The organism is Telluribacter roseus (assembly GCF_017355915.2).
Classification (GTDB): domain Bacteria; phylum Bacteroidota; class Bacteroidia; order Cytophagales; family Spirosomataceae; genus Telluribacter.
On record NZ_JAFEUV020000009.1, the window covers coordinates 153,078 to 174,305 of the forward strand.

17 protein-coding genes are annotated in these 21,228 nt (G+C 51.4%); 12 read left to right on the top strand and 5 right to left on the bottom strand.

The window, feature by feature from the left end:
- Window positions 1-19 precede the first annotated feature (19 nt).
- From JTN23_RS17210 to JTN23_RS17255, 10 genes are all read left to right on the top strand, one after another.
- Complete coding sequence (locus JTN23_RS17210) at window positions 20-2,557, top strand: glycosyl hydrolase (protein WP_247236269.1); 2,538 nt, start codon at window positions 20-22, stop codon at window positions 2,555-2,557.
- Between the two features lie 14 nt (window positions 2,558-2,571).
- Window positions 2,572-3,165: a hypothetical protein gene (locus JTN23_RS17215; protein WP_247236270.1), complete on the top strand. Its 594-nt coding sequence runs from the start codon at window positions 2,572-2,574 to the stop codon at window positions 3,163-3,165.
- A 131-nt stretch (window positions 3,166-3,296) separates the two neighbouring features.
- Window positions 3,297-3,767 carry an NADH-quinone oxidoreductase subunit A gene (locus JTN23_RS17220; protein ID WP_247236271.1) on the top strand — a complete coding sequence of 157 codons (471 nt, stop codon included), beginning with the start codon at window positions 3,297-3,299 and terminating at the stop codon, window positions 3,765-3,767.
- Between the two features lie 52 nt (window positions 3,768-3,819).
- Window positions 3,820-4,392, top strand: a complete 573-nt coding sequence (gene nuoB / locus JTN23_RS17225; RefSeq protein WP_247236272.1) for an NADH-quinone oxidoreductase subunit NuoB — start codon at window positions 3,820-3,822, stop codon at window positions 4,390-4,392.
- A gap of 139 nt (window positions 4,393-4,531) precedes the next feature.
- Window positions 4,532-5,065, top strand: coding sequence for an NADH-quinone oxidoreductase subunit C (locus JTN23_RS17230; protein ID WP_247236273.1), 534 nt, complete (start codon window positions 4,532-4,534; stop codon window positions 5,063-5,065).
- A 77-nt stretch (window positions 5,066-5,142) separates the two neighbouring features.
- Window positions 5,143-6,831 (top strand): thioredoxin family protein, encoded by a 1,689-nt coding sequence (locus JTN23_RS17235; RefSeq protein ID WP_247236274.1) that lies wholly within the window; start codon window positions 5,143-5,145, stop codon window positions 6,829-6,831.
- A 327-nt stretch (window positions 6,832-7,158) separates the two neighbouring features.
- The gene (locus JTN23_RS17240) at window positions 7,159-9,000 is read left to right on the top strand and encodes a BamA/TamA family outer membrane protein (protein ID WP_247236275.1); all 1,842 of its coding nucleotides are present in this window, start codon (window positions 7,159-7,161) and stop codon (window positions 8,998-9,000) included.
- A gap of 208 nt (window positions 9,001-9,208) precedes the next feature.
- Window positions 9,209-12,037: a carbamoyl-phosphate synthase large subunit gene (gene carB / locus JTN23_RS17245; RefSeq protein WP_247236276.1), complete on the top strand. Its 2,829-nt coding sequence runs from the start codon at window positions 9,209-9,211 to the stop codon at window positions 12,035-12,037.
- 199 nt (window positions 12,038-12,236) lie between these two features.
- Complete coding sequence (locus tag JTN23_RS17250; protein ID WP_247236277.1) at window positions 12,237-13,052, top strand: DUF1206 domain-containing protein; 816 nt, start codon at window positions 12,237-12,239, stop codon at window positions 13,050-13,052.
- Between the two features lie 224 nt (window positions 13,053-13,276).
- Entirely contained in the window at window positions 13,277-14,632 is a 1,356-nt protein-coding gene (locus tag JTN23_RS17255) for an SGNH/GDSL hydrolase family protein (RefSeq protein WP_247236278.1), read from the top strand.
- Here JTN23_RS17255 and JTN23_RS17260 read toward each other — a convergent pair whose 3' ends face one another.
- The gene (locus tag JTN23_RS17260; protein ID WP_247236279.1) at window positions 14,633-14,875 is read right to left on the bottom strand and encodes a DUF4834 family protein; all 243 of its coding nucleotides are present in this window, start codon (window positions 14,873-14,875) and stop codon (window positions 14,633-14,635) included. It lies immediately after the preceding gene.
- 182 nt (window positions 14,876-15,057) lie between these two features.
- Here JTN23_RS17260 and JTN23_RS17265 point away from each other — a divergent pair, with 182 nt between their 5' ends.
- Window positions 15,058-16,011, top strand: a complete 954-nt coding sequence (locus JTN23_RS17265; protein ID WP_247236280.1) for a nitrilase family protein — start codon at window positions 15,058-15,060, stop codon at window positions 16,009-16,011.
- A gap of 9 nt (window positions 16,012-16,020) precedes the next feature.
- On the opposite strand, the gene purN is transcribed toward JTN23_RS17265, so the two are convergent.
- From purN to JTN23_RS17280, 3 genes are all read right to left on the bottom strand, one after another.
- On the bottom strand, window positions 16,021-16,593 hold the full coding sequence (gene purN / locus JTN23_RS17270) for a phosphoribosylglycinamide formyltransferase (RefSeq protein ID WP_247236281.1): 573 nt from the start codon (window positions 16,591-16,593) through the stop codon (window positions 16,021-16,023).
- 130 nt (window positions 16,594-16,723) lie between these two features.
- The gene (locus JTN23_RS17275; protein WP_247236282.1) at window positions 16,724-17,413 is read right to left on the bottom strand and encodes a TapB family protein; all 690 of its coding nucleotides are present in this window, start codon (window positions 17,411-17,413) and stop codon (window positions 16,724-16,726) included.
- A gap of 83 nt (window positions 17,414-17,496) precedes the next feature.
- Entirely contained in the window at window positions 17,497-18,378 is an 882-nt protein-coding gene (locus tag JTN23_RS17280; RefSeq protein ID WP_247236283.1) for a geranylgeranylglycerol-phosphate geranylgeranyltransferase, read from the bottom strand.
- Window positions 18,379-18,571: 193 nt separating this feature from the next.
- Here JTN23_RS17280 and bshA point away from each other — a divergent pair, with 193 nt between their 5' ends.
- Window positions 18,572-19,708: an N-acetyl-alpha-D-glucosaminyl L-malate synthase BshA gene (gene bshA, locus JTN23_RS17285; protein WP_247236284.1), complete on the top strand. Its 1,137-nt coding sequence runs from the start codon at window positions 18,572-18,574 to the stop codon at window positions 19,706-19,708.
- 73 nt (window positions 19,709-19,781) lie between these two features.
- On the opposite strand, the gene JTN23_RS17290 is transcribed toward bshA, so the two are convergent.
- Entirely contained in the window at window positions 19,782-21,224 is a 1,443-nt protein-coding gene (locus JTN23_RS17290) for an efflux transporter outer membrane subunit (protein WP_247236285.1), read from the bottom strand.
- Window positions 21,225-21,228: the final 4 nt, after the last annotated feature.

Genomic DNA, 21,228 nt, shown 5'->3' on the forward strand with positions numbered 1-21,228 from the left:
TCTAAAATCGATCCAATCCATGCGCTTTTTATACCTGTTCCTGCTATTTCTCTGCTCTCTGCGTCTTGATGCTCAACCGGTCTCGACCACCAAGCCCTGGACCCAGTGGTGGTGGATGGGTAGTGCCGTTACCAAAGAGGATATCACCACGCAGCTGCAGCAGTTATCCAAAGCGGGTATGGGAGGCGTGACCATCATTCCTATCTACGGCGTCAAAGGGCACGAGCAGCAGTTTATTCCCTATCTGAGCGACAAGTGGCTGGATGTGATGCAGCATGCCGTTCGTGAAGGCCAGCGGCTGGGCATGGGGGTGGACATGGCTACGGGTACCGGCTGGCCCTTTGGCGGCCCCAACGTCAGCAAAGAACTGGGGGCACAAAAGTGGAAAGTAGTGGAAGGCAAACTGGTTGCTGAACCTACCCGCCAGCAGGTGAAGCGATCAGCGCCCGGTGGTGAGGGGCTGGTACTTGATCCATTTAGTGCGGGTGCCATGGACAAGTACCTGGTCTGGTTTGATTCGGCTTTTGCCAAAACCAAGACCCGTCCCCGCGCCATGTACAACGACTCATATGAGGTGTACGGCGCCAACTGGGCGCACGATTTTCTGACCGAGTTCAAGAAACGCCGGGGCTACGACCTGCAGCAGCAACTCCCCCACTTCCTGGACAGTACCTCCAGCGTGCAAAGTACCCTGGTCAAAATAGATTACCACCAGACGCTCGCCGAGCTCCTACGGGAGCACTACGCCCGCCCTTGGATACAGTGGAGCCGCAAGCACGGCTTCGTGACCCGCTACCAGGCCCACGGCTCACCCGGTAACCTGCTGGACCTGTACGAGGAAGCCGACATACCCGAAACCGAAGCCTTCGGTACCAGCAAGTTTCCTATCCCCGGCGTCCACATTGACCCCGACTATGAGGTAGACCGCTTTGGGGCTCCTCATCCGCTGGCAATGAAGTTTGCGTCGTCGGCAGCCCATTTTTCGGGCAAAAAATTGGTAAGCTCTGAAACGGCTACCTGGCTGGCCAACCACTTTAAAGTAGCTCTGTCGCAGGTAAAGCCCCAGATCGATGAACTGTTTACGGGCGGTATCAACCATATCTTCTACCACGGTACTACCTACTCGCCCGCCCGTGCAGACTACCCCGGCTGGTTATTCTACGCCTCCACCAACTTTGGACCTACCTCCCACTTTTTTGAGCACCTTCACTTACTCAACGGGTACATCGAGCGTTGCCAGAGCCTGCTGCAAAACAGTCAGCCCGACAACGACGTACTGGTTTACTTCCCTATCCACGATCTGTGGGCCAAGCCTGCCAAGTCGTCGGGAGGTATCCACCAGCTGGAAGTACACCACGTGGATCGCTGGCTCCTACAGCTCCCCTTCGGTCAGCTGACCGAGCAACTATGGCGGCAGGGCTATGCCTTCGACTTTGTGTCGGATGCGCAGCTGACCCGGCTGAAAGCCGATAAAAACGGTGTAATCAGTACCGGAAGTACCACGTACAAAACGCTCCTCATCCCCGCCAGTACCTACCTGCCCGAAGAGACGCTGGACCAGCTCATCCGGCTGGCGAACGCAGGTACCAGGATTATCTTTGCCGGGCAAATGCCTGCCTCACCCGCAGGCTTTCACCAGCACGAGCAGCGTCAGAAGAGCTTTGAGTCCAAGATAAGTACCTTGAAAAGCCTTTCGGCCAATGTATTCGCCACAAATAACTGGCAGCAAGCTCTGAACCAATACGCAGCTCAGGAGACATGGGCGGAGCAGGGTCTGACCTTTATCCGCAAGAAGCAGAATGGTAATATACTATACTTCATCGCCAACCTGAACGACCAATTCAAAGAAGGCTGGATCAGGCTGGCTCATCTAAAAGGTCCTATCGAAAAGTACGATCCGCTCACGAATCAGACTACAGTACTACCCGCCCGCACCACTGCCGGACAGCCCGAAGTATACCTGAAGCTCCTGCCGGGTCAGTCGTGCTTCCTGCGTGCAGCCACGGCTAAGGGTACTGCCCCGGCAAGGGTCGCCCCGGCACCCGCTACCAACCAACAGGTACACGCACTGACGGGCCAATGGAAAGTGGATTTTGTAAAAGGGAAACCTTCATTACCTGCCTCCGCTACTCTGTCTGCACCGCAATCCTGGACCACCACCTCCGACTCCGCCGGGTACTTCACCGGTACCGCGCGCTATACCCTCCGCTTTGACCTGCCCGCCTCAGTTACCACTAGCAAGAGTGTAACACTGGACCTGGGTGACGTGCGGGAAGTGGCCGAAGTACGCCTCAACGGTAAGCCCATCGGTACGGCCTGGTCGGTACCCTTTGTGCTGGATATTGCCGGGGGTACTTTGAAGCCCAAAGATAACCTACTGGAAGTAGAGGTTAGCAACCTTTCGGCTAACTACATGCGGCTGGTGGATAAGCAGTCGCCGGGTTGGAAGAAGTTTTACGACATCAACATCGTCGACATCCAGTACAAGCCCTTCGACGCCTCCAGGTGGGAGCCCATGCCCTCAGGCCTGCTGGGGCCGGTGCGGTTGGTGTATTAGGAGAATACAACATTATGATCGACAAAAAAGAGCTTTTTCTTAATCAATCTATTAGAAGTGGTGGATTCTATGAACTTTGTATTCAGGTTTGTCCAAGTGTAGATACTACACCTATCAAAATCTACTCTGATTTCATATGGTCATTAGCATGTGTTGAAGGACCATATGATAATAATTTTGAAAGAGTAAGAATTCAACCTGAAAATATGGAACATCAGGGCATTCTACACCTTGATAATTATTATATCCCTTTTAAAACGTATAATATTCGAGAGCAGGCGCCAATCGAAGAAGGCTTTAACTGGTATGATATCTGCTTTTATACTGCAACAATAGATAAAGTATTTGGACTGGAGAATCAAACTTGGACCGATTATCCTGTTGTACCACAGCAATTGGAAGCCTTCTTAAACAAAACAATGCTTGATTTGTATCAGATTTATCCATTCTTATTAGCTATGATTGACTTTGAGATATCTGGGCAATACTACCTTTCTGACTTTAAAGCCAAACTCAATAATTGGTCATCTTCTAAGTTCTTTATTGGACGAGAAAATATGAAGTTAGTAGCTAAAATGAACAAGGACATTGTTACATTTATTGGCTAACAGCTTTTTAGTTTCTATCAATAAATCCTTATATTACCTAGGAATAGGTTAATAATACTTCGTAAGGAATCAATTAACCCTCAACCCCATTTTTAATTACCTTTGCCGGAGACTACTTGATACGCATTGGTATGCTTTCTGACTTCGGTACTATCTTTCTGTTTATACTGGCTGCTATTGCCCTGGTATCCATGATGCTGGGCATAGCGCGTTTGCTGCGTCCCAACAACCCCAACGAGGAAAAACTCTCGACCTATGAGTCGGGGGAAGAGCCGCTGGGCAACGCCAATGTACAGTTCAATGTACGCTTCTATGTTGTGGCCCTGATCTTTGTACTTTTTGACGTAGAATTGATCTTTTTGTTTCCCTGGGCTGTTGTATTTGGGAACGAAGACCTTATTCAACAGACCAACGGACAGTGGGGCTGGTTTGCCCTGGCCGAGATGACCGTCTTCGTGGGAATACTGGTACTGGGCCTTGCCTACGCCTGGGCCAAAGGCTACCTCGACTGGGTACGCCCTACGCCCAGAACGCCGCATGTGGATTCGCCCGTACCCACCAGCCTGTATCAGCAGGTAAATGAGAAGTACAAAAAGAAATAGCGGAAAGAGCACTGCTCCTTACCCGCTGTATCATCAACACAGACCTACATACATGGATACGAATAGAGCTAAAACCGGAGACGGTGGAATCATACTAACCAGTAGCGAAGACCTCATGAACTGGGCCCGGCTTTCGTCGCTGTGGCCGATGGGATTCGGTATTGCCTGCTGCGCCATTGAAATGATGGCTACCTATGCCTCCCACTACGATCTGGAGCGTTTTGGTATTTTTCCCCGCCCTTCCCCCCGTCAGTCCGACGTTATGATTGTGGCCGGAACTGTTACCTTTAAGATGGCCGACCGTCTGCGACGCCTCTATGAGCAGATGCCCGAGCCGCGCTACGTAATCTCGATGGGAAGCTGCTCCAACTGCGGCGGCCCGTACTGGGAGCACGGCTACCACGTCGTAAAGGGTGTGGATCGTATAGTACCCGTTGACGTGTACGTACCGGGTTGCCCTCCCCGTCCGGAGGCGCTGATCGGAGGCTTTATGAAGTTGCAGGACAAGATCCGGAAGGAGCATCCGCTGGCACCCAAGATGCTGCTGGAAATGGAGGAAGAAGCCAAAGCCAATGAAGTACCTTTTGGTTCTGAAACTCTCAATACAGAAAAAGTAATGGCGTAACAGGTAGCAGTGTCCATAATTTTAGATACTGTTGCATACCGTACGTCAACCACAGCCAGCTCCGTAGGAGCGCTACTTTAGTAGTAACCAGAAGCACAGAACAATCAAGCCCCAGCGGGGCGACACTACCTGCTAACGAATGAACTTTTCAGAAATAAAAGAGGTACTACTAAGCCAGTTTGGTGAAGGTATCATTGTTAACTCCGTTGATAATGCGCCTCAGCCCTACCTGGTAGTACACGCCGAGCGAATAGCCGACCTGGGTACCTTCCTGCACCGGGACGAGCGGCTGTTCTTCGACCACCTGGCCTGCGTAACCGGTATTGACAACGGCGCCGAGGCCGGTACCATGGAGGTAGTCTATAACTTCTACTCCATCCCCTACGGCCACGGCCTCATGCTGAAAATAATGCTGGTACGTAACAAAGAGAACGAACCCCTGCCCACCGTACCTAGTCTCAGCCACATCTGGCGCACGGCCGACTGGCACGAGCGGGAGGCATATGATCTGGTGGGAATCCATTTTGAAGGTCACCCCGACCTGCGACGTATCCTGCTTCCCGCCGACTGGGAAGGCCACCCCCTCCGCCGCGACTATACGGTGCAGGAAGTGTACCACGGCATACGCGTCCGCTATGAAGATCGCGATGTACCTACCTCCGATGATGTATAAAATTCACAGACTTGATTATATTGGCAGACCTTTGGGTCTGCCATTTGTTTATAGTACGTACCCCCATTCTGACAGCCATGATTCGACCTATTACCCTACTACTACTTTTCTTATTCGTATACTCGCATAGCCAGGCCCAACGGGCCGACTCCGTTATCATCAGGGGACGCATCCTCAATCTGACTGCACCGCTGTACCGCCAGGCACCCGCTATTACCTTTACCCGTAACAACCTGCTCCAGCCCCAGTCGGAGCTGGCCCGACAGGCCCCCTTACAGGCCGACGGTAGTTTCAGGGTGGCCCTGCCGCTGATATTCCCGCAGGAGGAAGTCTATCTTGACTACGGCGGCAAGGTATTCACTACCTTCCTGGCTTCACCGGGTCAGGTCGAGATCACGTTTGATGCCGACTCCATGTTTAAGGCCCGGAGGCTTTTCTACTTTGCCGGTGTCAATGCCGAAGCCAACAACCAGTACGCCCGCTATGCGATGGAGGAGAGCCGACTACTGAGAGAAAACAAACGGCTGGGGGCCAACTTTTATGACCATTTGTGGGAGCAGGGTACCCTACCGGTCCGGCGTGCGGTGCAAAACCGGGCCGACCTGCGACTTTCGGCGCTCAGGGCCGCTGCCGATCAGGGGGTGATTGCTCCTGCCTTACAGCGTTGGGCCCGTGCCATTACCGATGAAGAACAGCTCACCACACTCTATGAGCATGCTATGGCCAACGGCGTGCAGGTAGAACGGGACCTGCTGGATAGCCTCAACCGCCTGATAGCCTCACCGCTTACTTTACAGCGTATTACCTGGGGGCAGACATTTTCAAACTACGCCACCCGCCAGATTACCGAAGCGGCATTCGCAAATCCCAACTGGAACCGCTCGCTACCGGTGGATCTGCTGGCCCAACTGATCAAAACGTACGTCAGTCCGCTGTCGCAAAGCGAGCGGGTACAACTTGACAGGATTATAAGCGAAGAAAGAATAAGCCGGGACGGCGTTGACTTCCTGAGCAGCCTGTACGGTCGTAACCGGCGTCTGCTGGATATAATCACGCAGTTCGAAAAAATGAAGCGCGCCTACAGCGAGCTGTACAATAGCACAGCGGCCGAGTTCCTGATGGCCCGGTACCTGGTCGATCAGTTTTACCTGTATAATCTCGACCAGCAGAAGATTATGTACAACCACGTACGGAGGCAGCTTGAAGTACCTCGCATACGGCAGTCACTGGACGAACTGTACCGGTTGGAAGTAAAAGACAGCACACTGGTACGACTGGCTCAGACCCGTACCGACCTGGGACAGGACCCGACGGAGGTACTTCCGGGCATCTGGATCGCTCAGTCGGAGGGCAACGGCCGGGAGTGGTTTAAGCGCATTGAAGAGTTGTATAAAAACAAGGCCCTGTACCTGGTGAAGTGGAGCCTGCGCGATGAAGCCAGCCGGAGAGAAGTAGCCTTTGTCCCGGCACTTCGGGCACAGCTCCCCGATGATGTAGAAGTTATTTATATTCATCTGCCCACCGAAGAGATGCCCCCTGCCCAGGAGCTTTGGCGGCAGTACATCCTGCGTCACCAGCTCAGGGGGGTACATCTGTACCTGAATGATGCCCAGGCCATGCAGCTCCTTTTCCGACTCAATCCTATATCAGTACCTACGTTTGGCATACTCAAACCCAACGGAAAGAACTTTACCCGCAGAGCTCCGCCCCCAAGTGAAGGAGCCGAGGCGTATAAGTCTTTGATGAAGGCCCGGCAAAGCCACTAGATTGATAAAGGAGGATCTAATCAGGTCCTCCTTTATTTTTACTCCACAGTATTTATCTATATAGAGTCCAGCTTAGTGTAAAGTTCTACTCCATGTAGTAGCCCCCCCTGTGACATATGTAGCTGCAACTGCGCCCTCAGCCAACAAACGCCTCTGCATTTAGTTCTTTCAGCAATTGTTGGTCTACTACTTTTTTATCCGGCTTGCGTTAGACAATGGCTTTTGTTCGTTTAATAGAATATATAATCAGTTATAAATGAGCTATCTGCCCTGACTGCCCGGCACAGCGTTTGGATTAGATAATGAGCAGTCCTTTTCACGAAGTTCATGTTTCGCTATATAGTACTTGTAGTATTTATACTGACTGCCTTTACCGCCCAAAGCCAGAACCTTGATAGCCTTTCTTCCGCCAGAAACGAAAGGGACAGTATCAGGTATACCCGGCTCAAAGAACGTATGGGCAAAACCAGGCTTTCCCGCCACCTGTACCGCCTGCTATTCAGGGATGTGTACAACCGGGGCCGGGTCGGTGAAGTCAGTACTATCGAAACGAACCCCTTCATCCCCTTCGAAGGACTAATTATTGGCAGCATCAGTATCCAGCAGCTCGATATATTCGGAGAGTCGGTATATGATACCACCCGCAGGGGCAACCGCCTGGAGCGGTTCGTAAGTAAACACCTGCACACCGACACCCGCAAGCACATTATCCGCAACTCTTTCTTACTCTTCAATGAGGGAGACCTGATCAACGCCCAGCAGCTCAAGGACAATGAACGTCTGCTCCGGTCCAACCCTACTATACTGGATGCGCGTATCCTGGTTACGCGGCGGGCCGAGTCGACCTGGCTGGCTGACGTGGTGGTACTGGTTCAGGATGTGTGGTCGCTCAATGTCTCCGGCGGCTTTGCCGGGTTTGACCGCTTCAACCTGGGCGTCGACAATATCAACGTAGGCGGGTACGCCCACTCGCACTACAACGCCATCCGCTGGAACGCCCGCGATACCCTCCAGCGCCTCCAGTTCAGGAGTATCTACACGATTCCCTACATCGGAAAAACCTTCATAACCGGTCAGGCGAGCTTTATCTGGGAGCGGGACCTGAAGCAGCAGTCCATCCGGCTGTCGCGCCCGTTCCTGACGGTACAGACCAAGTACGCGGGCTCTCTGAATCTGGGGCACGCCCGGATACAGGAGTATAAGCGGCCGCTGGAAGACCGAAATTCTATCATCAGCTACCCGGTGGCTTACAACTATTTTGACGTATGGATCGGACGATCCTTCAAGCTGCCGGGTATCTCGTCACAGGAAAATACTCGCTTTATCGTTGCGCTTCGTACCAACAACTATAATCACACCCAACGACCCGCAGTACGGGCTGACACCAATAAACTATACTGGAACCGGCACGCGACGCTGGCCAGTGTCGGATTTTCTAACCGCAACTACCGGCGCGATGTACTTATCTATGGATTCGGGCGTACGGAGGACGTCCCCCTGGGTCATTTGTTTGCGCTGACCGTAGGCAGAGAAGGTACTGAGTTTGGGCAGCGGGGCTACGGCGGAGTACAGTATGCTACCGGGAACTACTTGCCACACGGCCTTGGTTATCTGTATGGTATGGTCAATATCGGGAGCTACTTCCAGGGAGGCAAAGCCCAGCAAGGGGTACTTGGCGGACAACTCAACTACTTCAGTGGACTGGCTCCCCTAGGTAACAGCTACTTCCGGCAGTTTATTAACATACGCTATACCTATGGTATCAACCGTGACCCGCTGGAGTACCTCAACATCAGCCGGAACGAAGGCATCCGGGGCGTGTCAAGTGTGTACCTGCTTGGTACCAAGCGCCTTACTGCGGGGCTCGAGTCGGTGTTGTTTTCTACGCGCAGCCTTTTGGGCTTCCGGATTGCCTACTTCCTGTTTGGTGATCTGGGACTTGTAGAAAGCAACCGGAGCCTGTGGAAGAGCCCGGTGTATCAGGGGTACGGGATTGGATTCAGGTTCCGGAACGAAAACATCACCTTTAATACGTTTCAGGTACGGGTAGGTTATTATCCCAACATCCCGGATGTGTACACCCCCTGGCGGTTTGAAGGCGGAGGTATATCTACCCTGCAGTTACGCGACTTTGATATAGCGGCTCCCAGTATACTGCCGCTACGCTAGCACATAGCGCTTATAATTATATATAGCTGCTATGTCACTATTTATAGCGAAATTAATATTATCAAAACTTTTTTCAACGAAGGGTAGGTCTTCCCGAAAACGGGCCCTACCTTTGTGCAATTTTTGGACGTACCCTACTGAGTATTAGGTATTCTCTTCCAGAAGTTACGTTTATAACATAGTTCACAATTTCAAAAACTGTACTACTGTGCCCAAAAATCAAAACATCAATTCCGTTCTAATCATCGGTTCTGGTCCCATTATCATTGGCCAGGCATGTGAGTTCGACTACTCAGGCTCTCAGGCAGCCCGTTCGTTACGAGAGGAGGGGATTGAAGTAATCCTAATAAACTCTAACCCGGCGACGATCATGACGGATCCGATGAATGCCGACCACGTGTACCTTCGTCCGTTAGAGAAAAAGTATATTGTTGAGATTCTTGAAAAGCATAAGGTAGACGCCGTTTTGCCAACCATGGGAGGCCAGACGGCGTTAAATTTAGCTATTGACTGCGACAAAGCCGGTATCTGGAAAAAGTACGGCGTTGAGATCATTGGTGTAGATATACATGCCATTGAAACTACCGAAGACCGGGAGAAATTCCGTCTGAAAATGCTGGAACTTGACGCGAACGTGTGCAAGGGACGTACTGCTCGCTCTTTCCTCGAAGGTAAGGAAATAGCTCAGGAAATAGGCTTCCCGCTGGTGATACGGCCCTCTTATACATTAGGCGGTACCGGAGGTGGTTTTGTAGATAAACCCGAGGATTTTGATAAAGCGCTTACCAACGGTCTGCACGCTTCGCCGGTACATGAAGTACTCGTAGAGCAAAGTGTAATGGGCTGGAAGGAGTATGAGCTGGAGCTACTGCGTGACGGCAATGGCAACCTCATCATTGTCTGTTCCATCGAGAACTTCGACCCTATGGGGGTACACACCGGTGACAGCATCACGGTAGCCCCGGCCATGACCCTCCCCGACACCCTGTACCAGAAAATGCGCGACCTGGCCATTAAGTGTATGAATGGCATCGGGCAGTTTGCGGGGGGCTGTAATATTCAGTTCTCGGTAAATCCCGAAACGGATGACATCATTGTGATCGAGATCAACCCACGCGTATCCCGTTCGTCGGCGCTGGCTTCCAAAGCTACCGGATATCCTATTGCCAAGATTGCCGCTAAAATGGCCATTGGTTATAACCTCGATGAGCTGATCAACCCGATCACGGGTAGTACCTCAGCGTTCTTCGAACCTACCATTGACTATGTGATCGTGAAGGTACCTCGCTGGAACTTTGACAAGTTCCCGGGAGCGGATCGCCACCTGGGCTTACAGATGAAGTCGGTAGGTGAGGCCATGGGTATCGGTCGTAACTTCCAGGAGGCCTTACAGAAAGCCTGTCAGTCGCTCGAAATCCGCCGCAACGGACTGGGTGCTGACGGCCGCGAACTGCAGGATCAGGAAACCATCAAGAAGAGCCTGGCTAACCCTAGCTGGGACCGCCTGTTCCATATCTACGATGCCTTTAAGATTGGCCTTTCGTTCAAAACCATACAGAATCTAACTAAGATTGATGCGTGGTTCCTGCGCCAGATCGAAGAGCTCATTGAGCTGGAACGTGAGATAGAAAACTATGACCTGTCGGATCTGCCGTACGAGCTGATGCTCACTGCCAAGCAGAAGGGCTACGCCGACCGTCAGATTGCACACCTGCTGGGTACCAAGGAGAGCAAGGTCATGAACCGCCGGCTGGAAATGGGTATCAAGCGTGTATATAAATGCGTAGATACCTGTGCGGCCGAATTCGAAGCCAGGACTCCCTACTACTACTCTACCTTCAACGCCTCAATGGATCAGCCGGATAACGAATCCATCGTGAGTGACCGCAAAAAGGTAGTAGTACTGGGCTCAGGTCCTAATCGTATCGGACAGGGTATCGAGTTTGACTACTCCTGCGTACACGGGGTACTGGCCGCCAAAGAGTGTGGCTACGAGACCATCATGATCAACTGTAACCCCGAAACGGTTTCGACAGACCCCGATATTTCGGATAAGCTGTACTTTGAGCCGGTGTTCTGGGAGCACGTATACGATATTATTCAGCACGAAAAGCCAGAGGGCGTAATCGTGCAGCTCGGTGGACAGACGGCCCTTAAAATGGCCGAGAAGCTGGATAAGCTGGGTATAAAGATTATCGGTACCAGCTACCACTCACTCGACTGGGCCGAAGATCGGGGACGTTTCTCGGCGCTGCTGCGCGAGCTGGACATCCCGTATCCGAAGTTCGGAACGGTTCGTACCTCTGATGCGGCCGTAGAGCTTTCGCGTGGGCTAGGCTTCCCGCTGCTGGTACGCCCCAGCTACGTACTGGGAGGCCAGAGCATGAAGATCGTTATCAACGAGAAGGAACTTGAGCAGCACGTTGTAAAGATCCTGCACGATATTCCTGATAACAACATCCTGCTCGACCACTTCCTGGAAGGGGCTATCGAAGCCGAAGCGGATGCGATCTGCGACGGAGAAGACGCTTACATCATCGGTATTATGGAGCACATCGAGCCCGCAGGTATCCACTCCGGCGACTCACACGCGACTCTGCCTCCTTTTGATCTGTCTCTGGACGAAATCCGCCAGATCGAAGAGCATACCCGCAAGATTGCTCTGGCGATGGAGGTAAAAGGTCTGATCAACGTACAGTTTGCGGTAAAGAATGGCGTGGTGTACGTAATTGAGGCCAATCCTCGTGCTTCACGTACGGTACCATTCATATGCAAAGCGTATCAGGAGCCTTACGTCAACTACGCGACCAAGCTGATGCTGGGAGAGAAGAAGGTGAAGGATTTTGACTTCAACCCGGTTAAGAATGGCTGGGCGATCAAGATTCCGGTGTTCTCGTTCAACAAGTTCCCGAACGTAAACAAGGAGCTGGGTCCAGAAATGAAATCGACCGGTGAAGGTATCTATTTCATTGAGAACCTTCAGGACGACTTCTTCCTGCGTGTGTACGGTGAGCGTAATATGTACATGAGCCGCTAATTAGCTCGTACCAATAAAGCATAAGCCCCCGCCCGTGCGGGGGCTTTTTTTGTATCCTGATGGTAGTATCCCTATTACCGAAAGCCTATGTCTAAGTACTACGAGTTATGAAAACCCAGATAACATTTAGCCTCCCCTGATGTTTTCTGATAGTACTCTTCCTGTTCATGTACCAGGTTATTTAATCCAACTACTCCAGATGAAAGGCAGGGATAAGAAGAGAATCCTTATTCATTATCTACCTGTTTATGGGTGTATTGCTACCGGAATCATTTATGTAGCCATAGGCCTGATTGCTATTCTTTCCTACTTAAAATTAAAGGAAGGCGGTGCCGATGAAAGTAGTCTGCTGGTTTTCCTGGACAGGTACTTCCTGGGCAAAATCCTGAACCTCGTCATTTTGCTGGGTACCCTTTGCTATATATTCTGGCGGATCTACGAGACCATCTATGATCCTTACAATTACGGAAAAGGGGCAAAAGGACTGGCAAAGCGAGCGGGAGTTGCCCTTAGCACTACTGCCGATGCTCTGATTGCCTACGCCGCCATTGAGGTGCTGCTCGGCATTGGGAACATACCGGAGAATGGCGAACCCGAAGAACAACGTCAGCTGGTAGGCAGCATTCTGCAGGAAAGCTGGGGCAAGTGGCTCATTATAGGCGTAGGGGCTATAATTGCCCTAACGGCTATTGTTCAATTTATTTATGGCGTTACCAGGGGGTACAGGGAGCGACTGGACATTGATCATTTCAGCTCTGGCACCAGGAGACTCATCCACACCCTGGCCAAGATAGGGTACCTGGCCCGGGGTATTATCCTGGGGCTAATCGGCTTTTTCTTCATCAAGGCTGGCGTTTGGAATAGTGCCTACTATATCGTGAATACTGATAAGGCGTTTGACTTTATCGGGGATCATGTCGGGCATGTATACTTCATTCTGGTAGCCTTAGGTACCATCTGCTATGGCCTGTTTATGTTTGCCCTTGGGGTCGCCTATGATGTAGACAGAGACTAGATCTGCTCCCCTAAGGCATCAGGAGCTTATAAAGTTACAGCCATGTATATAGTTGGGTATACGACTGGCAATCAGTAAAGAGTACCGTAGCAAATAGCTCTGCTGCTTTTCATTTTAAGTCGTTTACGAAATTTAATCCTAACTATTGGAAGTAGTTTTCTATTTTTGTTTCCTTAGAAAGGGGTTATGTGTAACCAGAAGAGTGTACATCCATACTTAGTTATATGAAACAGAATATCAAATTCACCCTTTACGTTTTCCTTATCCTTGTCGTTCTGCAGTTTGGACAAGGCGCCATCCTGAAGGTTTTTACGGGCATTAGCCAGTGGTTTATCGGCAGCTTTGGTAGCATCATGACCTACCTCAAGATATTCCTGATCCTGTTCTGGATCCTGGGTATCACGTACAATTACTGGAAGAAGCCCTTCAAGCAGTCTGTTGCTTTCCGGGTAGCCGTGCTTCTGCTGATCCCGCTGATTATGTACGGCTGGAGTCTGCGTATGCAGATGCTCCCCATGTACAACCTGGCCAAAGAACGGGGCGAGAAGGTAGGTAAGGTATACGTAAATGATGACCAGCTTGGCTACAAGCATCTCCCCCACTCTACGGGCTACCGTCAGCTGGGATTCAGAGATATCATTATCTACCACGACGAAAACGGCAACCGCATCCCGCAGGGATACAAGCACAATGGCCGCAAGCCTCTGGTGCTATACCTGGGATGCTCTGTAAGCTACGGTGACGCTGTGTTTGCTGATAGTACCTTTGCCTATTACCTCGCCCAGAAATTGGGTGGAGACTATGTCAATGCGGCTACGAGTGGATATGGACTGTCGCAGATGGTATTGAAAGCCGAGGAGCTGATTCCAAAGCTTAAGCCTGACTACGTGGTGACCCAGTATACTACCTGGCTGGCGCATCGCTCCATGAGCCCCTATCAGAACTTCCTGGGCGGTACCTTCCCAATTCCCTATTTCAGCGAAAATGGCGTAGAGCGTCCGGCGTTCTCACCCAAAGGACTTCGTATTCCGCTGGCCGATTTCAAGAATACCCCACGCAACGGCTGGGACTTCACCAAGTTCTATGGTCGGGTCGCTCCGGTACTGGTGTATCAGGATATCATGGCCGGTATCACCAGCCTGAAAATGATGGTAGGTATTACGCCACGCCCCACCAAAGATGCCGAAAAAGTAGAGCAAATTGGTTATGGACGTATTGCTGACCTGTGCGATAAGTACGGTGCCAAGATGTACGTATGGACCACCGGTACCGGCTGGAGCTACGAAACCAAGCTGCCTCCTGCGCTTGTTTACGATCGTAAGATACCGGTTATCCATGCGGATACGGCTCTGATCAAGAAGTACAACATACAGGATGGCGACCGCTACGGCCGACTATACGGACACTGGTACAAGCCCGATGGAAAGGATTCGGTCATGGCTGACGGACACCCCAATCCCCACGCGCACCAGATTATCGCTGACGAAATGTACCGGATTATTACAGGAAAGAGCAGCGCTCAAACTGACAGCACTGCCCTGGCTAATCTGAAAGTAAAGACAGTAAATAAGGACGCCTAATTAATCCTTGACCTCCTCATAGTCTACGTATTCACCACCCTGGTAGCGTGACTGATTACCCCCCGGAGGTACATGATCTACATTGATATTATTCCGACCAGACCGCTGCCGCGCCTGGTCGGCTTTTTTTTGCTCCTTGATCAGTTGTCGCCCTACCAGCAGGTGGAACAGGAGCCGGCGGAACGGTGGAACAAAGGCTGTCAGCAGCATGAATATGAGGATAACATTAAATAGTAGTTTCATGAGGTTAGGCTTCTTCTAAAAGAATAATTTCAACACCACAAAGGTCGTAACACTTCAGTAATATAACGAAAATTTCCAGTACGAGTTTCATCCCGGCTCCAAGAATGGTTTTTAAATGTTAGGAATGGCTCAGCCAGTATTTTAAATTTGTGGAAACACACTTAAAAAACCCTTTATTAGACATGGAAAACATCAGGATTGCTACCGCCCAGTTTGAGAATAAAAGTGGTGATAAGGACTACAACCTATCAGTTATCGCTGATCTTACCGCCAGGGCCAAACAACAGGGAGCACAGGTAGTTGCGTTTCATGAGTGTTCCATTACCGGCTATACCTTTGCCCGGCACCTCTCCCGCGAGCAGATGCTCGACCTGGCGGAGTACATACCCGAAGGAGAAAGCATTAAGAAGCTAACGGCCATAGCCCGCGAAAACGATATGGCCATACTGGCCGGCCTCTTCGAGAAAGATCAGGACGGTAACCTTTTCAAAGCCCATGTGTGTGTAGATAAGAATGGTCTGGTGGCAAAGTACCGCAAGCTGCATCCGTTCATCAATCCCCACCTGACCCCTGGCGACAAGTATGTGGTGTTTGACCTGCTGGGCTGGAAGTGCGGTATCCTGATCTGCTACGACAACAACGTGATCGAAAATGTACGGGCCACTACCCTGCTGGGTGCTCAGATCATCTTTATGCCGCACGTGACCATGTGTACTCCCTCCACCCGCCCCGGCGCCGGCTTTGTGGATCCTAAGCTGTGGGAAAACCGCATTGGCGACCCTACCTCCCTCAGGCTTGAGTTCGACGGCATGAAAGGACGGGGCTGGCTGATGAAATGGCTGCCCGCCCGTGCATACGACAATGGCATTTATGCCGTGTTCTCTAACCCGATTGGTATGGACGACGACCAGCTCAAAAACGGCTCATCAATGATCATCGATCCGTTTGGGGATGTACTGGCCGAGTGCCGCTCTCTGGACAATGAGGTGACTACCGCCGTATGTACGCCGCAGAAGCTTACCCAGGCCGGTGGCCATCGCTACATCAAAGCCCGCCGCCCCGAACTATACGGTGACGTGATAGCTCAGTCACACCAGTCGGAGCAGAAGGTGGTATGGTTACAGACCAAGGAGTAAGGGCTCCCGTCAGGAGAGACTGCGGAGTACCTCCTCCACCACGCGTGGGTAGTGCTGGTGCTCCAGAGCGTGGATTTTCTGAGCCACATCGGCGGCGGTATCGGTAGGTGCTACCGCACAGCTAGCCTGGAAGATGATCTGCCCCTCGTCGTAGTGCTCGTTGACGTAGTGGATGGTGATGCCCGACTCTACCTCACTGGCAGCTACTACGGCCTCGTGCACAAAATCACCGTACATGCCTTTGCCGCCAAACTTGGGCAGCAGGGCCGGGTGAATGTTGAGCATCCGACTGGGGAATGCCGCTACCAGTGCCTCGGGAATTAGCATCATAAAGCCCGCCAGTACAATCAGGTCGATGTGCTGGTTCTGGAGGAGTTGTAGTATACGGTCGGTTTCGTAGAAGGTTTTACGGTCAAATACGACTATCGGGATATGTAGCTTCCGGGCCCGCTGTATCACTCCGGCCTGCGGGTTGTTGGTAAGAATCAGGGTGATTTCGACGTCCGGATTAGGAGCAAAGTACTCGGCAATTTTTTCGGCGTTGGAGCCGGAGCCGGAAGCAAATAGGGCAATGCGTTTCATTCGTAGTACAATAGAGAGGTAAATAGGCCTGAATCAGCTACGGCTGAATAGTAGGTGCAAAGCTACTCGATTTCATTAAAAAACCCGTACAGGCTTCTGTACGGGTTTTATGGTTAATGGCCCTTAGTGGTCAGAATACCTTGCTCAATTCTGTATAGCCTATCAGTTTTCCTCTCCGATAAGTTTCACTTTTGACATCCCATAGCATCCCCGGCACCCGGTAGGCGATGGACTGCACCTCTATCGTCATGCCCACGCCCATTTTGGTTTTTACGGCCATATCGGACGTTACCTTGTAGGCATCAAAAGTACCCGCAGGTACCGTTACTTTCTGCTGCCCTTCCACTTTACGGTTCTTTATATCCATATCAAATGTAACGGGAATCGGCCCCGAAGTACCTTCACCGTGCAGGGAAGCATCCTTTAGCTGCTGCCCCACCGATAGCTGTCCCGGATACACCACATCATTGGATGTAAACTTCATCTGCATATCTCTGAACATCCTGAGCTGCTCTTCCGAGACCAGCGCATTGGCATCCATCATCAACTGGTTGCCATCGCAGCGCATCTTGTACAGGCTTTTCATCTGTGACGTCCCTTTCTTGTCCAGCGACTCAAACTCTACGTCCATTACCGTCGCTCCGCCTTCGGCCGTTACATTCCTGATCTTGTACAGCAGGGTACCGTTTTCTTTTCCTTTGCCGTCATAGCTTTTCATTTCAAAGCCACTACCCTCCTTGACCGATACCCCCAGGCAGTTCTGCGCCCATAGTTCCAGACCCATAGTAATGAGCCCCAATAGTAGCAGTATTCTTTTCATAAACCTTCGGATTATTGGTTGAACAAAAACTACTAGTACCAAAAAGCTGTATTTAAACTTTTATCAACTGTCGAACAGGCTCCTCAGGCCCACAGCATGGTAGTGAGCCCCAGCAGCATGATAAGCTTGCAGAGGCTACTCAGCGCCGCAAAGTCCCGGCGCGTATCGGCCCGGATCAGACGATACACCAGCCAAGCAATAGGAAGCAGAAGCGCCGCAAAGAGCCAGGCCAGTATGGTGTTGTCGAGTGTATCAGCCATCAGAAACAGGGTAAGCACAAACAGGCTGATCAGAAAGTACAGAAAGTACTTGGTGTGCCGGATGCCCCACACAATGGGTAAGGTACGGCAGCCGTGGGCTTCGTCGCCACGGACATCCTCCATGTCCTTGATGATCTCACGGACCAGCGAAATAAAGAAAGAGAATGTAGCGTACACAAACACCAGATGGCGGTTGTGAGGGTAATAGACCGTAAGTACCACCAGCGAAAGGGCCGTCAGCAGCGACACCACAAAGTTGCCGATAAAGGGTAAACGCTTGAACTGGGCCGAATAAAACCACAGCAGCGTTACCGACAGTACATTGACCAGAAATACCCACCGGCTGACCATTAGCCCCAGTAGCACCCCCAGCACATTCAGTACCTGGTGAGCTCCCATCGCCACACGGCGCTTCAGGTACCTGCCTACCACGACGCGCTCGGGTTTGTTGACAATGTCGATCTTTACATCGAAGTAGTCATTGATGATATACCCGGCCGCCGCGATCATCACCGTTGAGAGTACGATCTGAAACAGGGCCGGATCACGCATGATCAGGTACCAGTCCTCCCGGGGGCCGATCAGCAGGATACGGGTGAGGTACTGGGTCAGGGCTACAATAAACAGATTTCGTACCCGTACCAGGCGCAGAAATCCTTCTACGTAGTGACGGAACGTTAATTTCTGACGAGCTGACACATTCATTGGGTTAGGGACATGGCTAAAATTAGAGATTAAACAGCCGCTACGCAGCCTATTTCACCTGTTAACAAAATCTTTATTTAAGAAATGGAATAAAACGGGTGCGTTTTTGTGTTACTAATCCAAAACTAATTGAACAAGCTAGTTTTTCCCAAAAAGAATACATTAAAGAGCCGTCCATCGAAATCACCTAACTATGAAAATAGGTATTGTGTGCTACCCGACTTTTGGGGGTAGTGGCGTAGTAGCCACTGAATTAGGCAAAGCACTAGCCAAAGCAGGCCACCAGGTACATTTTATTACGTATTCCCAGCCCCAACGGCTCGATTTCTTCAATGAAAACCTCTACTACCATGAAGTAAATATACCTGCTTATCCACTTTTTCAGTACCCCCCTTACGAGTCAGCTCTTTCGAGTGAAATGGTGCAGGTAGTAAAGTACATGAAGCTCGACCTGCTGCATGTACACTATGCTATTCCGCACGCCTCATCGGCTTACCTGGCTAAGCAGATCCTGGCAGCTCAGGGTATACACATTCCAGTCATCACTACCCTGCACGGAACAGATATTACCCTGGTAGGTAAGGACACTTCCTATGAGCCCGTGGTTACGTTCAGTATCAACCAGTCGGATGGTATCACTGCGGTGTCAGAGTTTCTGAAGAATGATACCTATCGCCACTTCAAGATAACAAAAGATATTGAAGTGATCCCTAACTTTATTGATCTTGAACGCTTTAAGAAACAAAAAAAGGATCACTTTAAAACGGCAATATGTCCGAACGGCGAAAAACTAGTAGTACACACGTCTAATTTCCGGGAGGTCAAGCGTATTGATGACGTAGTGATGGTGTTCCATAAGCTTCGTGATCTTGTTTCCAGTAAGCTCCTGCTGGTAGGTGACGGTCCCGAGCGTGCCCGTATTGAGAAGCTGTGCCGTCAGTTGGGCATGTTTGAAGATGTACGCTTTCTGGGCAAACTGGATGCCATTGAAGAAGTACTCTCGGTAGCCGACCTGTTCCTGATGCCTTCCCAGTCCGAAAGCTTCGGTCTGGCTGCGCTGGAAGCCATGGCCTGCGAAGTACCTCTGATTACCTCCAACGCCGGAGGCCTGCCCGAGCTGAATGTCCAGGGAGTTACAGGATTCATGAGTAATGTAGGTGATGTGGATGATATGGTGAAGAACGCCATACATATTCTGGATGAAGACAATCTGCCCACTTTCAAGGCCAATGCACTGGCCCGCGCCAAGGAATTTGATATTACCAAGATCCTGCCGGACTACGAAAACTACTACGAGCGCGTAGTAGCAGACAGTAGAGCGCTGGTCTGAAATATATAAAGTGAAAGGCTCTGGCTCAGCAGGTACCTGCTGAGCCAGAGCCTTTTTTAGCATTTAATCATAACTACTCCCAGCCGCCACCCAGCGAACGGTACAGGTCAACCATCGACAGGAACTGCTGTTGCTGTATTTCAGCGAGCTCCAGCTCAGTCTGCAGCACGCTACGCTGCGCGGTGATCACCTCCAGGTAAGAGGCGTACCCGGCCAGGTATAGGTCGTTAGAGACCGAAACCGCCTGCTGGAGCGCCAGTGCCTCCTGTGACTTAAGATCCGCTATTTTTTCCAGGTTCTCAATGCTTCGCATGCTGGTCACCACTTCCTGATAGGCTCTCACAACGGCCTGATTATAGATAGACAATGCTTCCAGACTACTTGCCTGCGCCCATAGCCTTCCGGCCTCCAGTGCTTTACGATTGAGTAAAGGTGCCGATAAGCCCCCTAGCAGGCCGTAAGCCAGCGAAGCAGGATTAAATAGATAAGCGGCCGTGAAGGCATTGAACCCAGCGTGCGCCGAGATCGTAAGCGAGGGTAGAAAAGCCGCCCGCGCTGCCTGCAGATCAGCTCTGGAGGCCCTCAGCTCAAGCTCGGCCTGCCGGATATCCGGACGACGGCGCAGCATACTAGCCGGCACACCCGCACTAAGCTCCTCAGGCAGCTTCTGCTGAAGGATAGATTCGCCCCGGGTGATGGGCTGCGGGAACCGGCCCAGCAGGGCGTTGATCTGATTTTCGACCTCAATAATCTGCTGCTGCTTCTGCACCTCGAGGCTCTGGGTATTCAGGAGCTGAGCCTTAAACTGCCGTACTGCCAGCTCGTTGGCCCTCCCCGCTTCTTTTTGAATCTGGATAGTCTCCAGGGCTGACTCCTGCAGCGTCTTGTTCTTCCGGATGATATCCAGCTCATTATCCAGCGTGAGCAGTTGGTAGTACAGACTGGCTACTTCCGCGACCAGCCGGGTCACTACTAGTTGCCGTCCCTGCTCAGTAGCCAGGTACCGGGCATAGGCGGCTTCTCGCAGAGTTCTTAATCTCCCCCAGATATCCACCTCCCACGAACTCCGTAGTCCCAGGAAATAGTCGGGCAGGACACGGGGTATCCGACGGTCCTCATCAATATTAGGCGAGAAGTTGGTGTCGTAGTTACCGACGCCATCCATGGTGTAGTCTCCGTACTTGCGTACTCCGGTCGAACCCTCTACCTGAACCGACGGGATCAGAAGCCCCTTGGTACGGAGGACATCCGCCCGTGCCATTTCGATACGCTGCACCGCAATCTTCAGATCAGGATTACTCCGCAGGGCCGTATCAATCAGCGATACCAGGTAAGGGTCCTGGAAAAATTCCTTCCAGGGTACCCGCCCGATACTTGTGGTGTCGGCCTGGCCGGTAAAGGTTTCTGTTGCCTGAATGGTGGAGGGCATCTTGACGGGGGCCAGCATTTTACAGCCCCCCAGCGTCAATAGCCCCAGTAGTAAGCTTACTCTATATAAATATTGGAACGAATGCATAGGT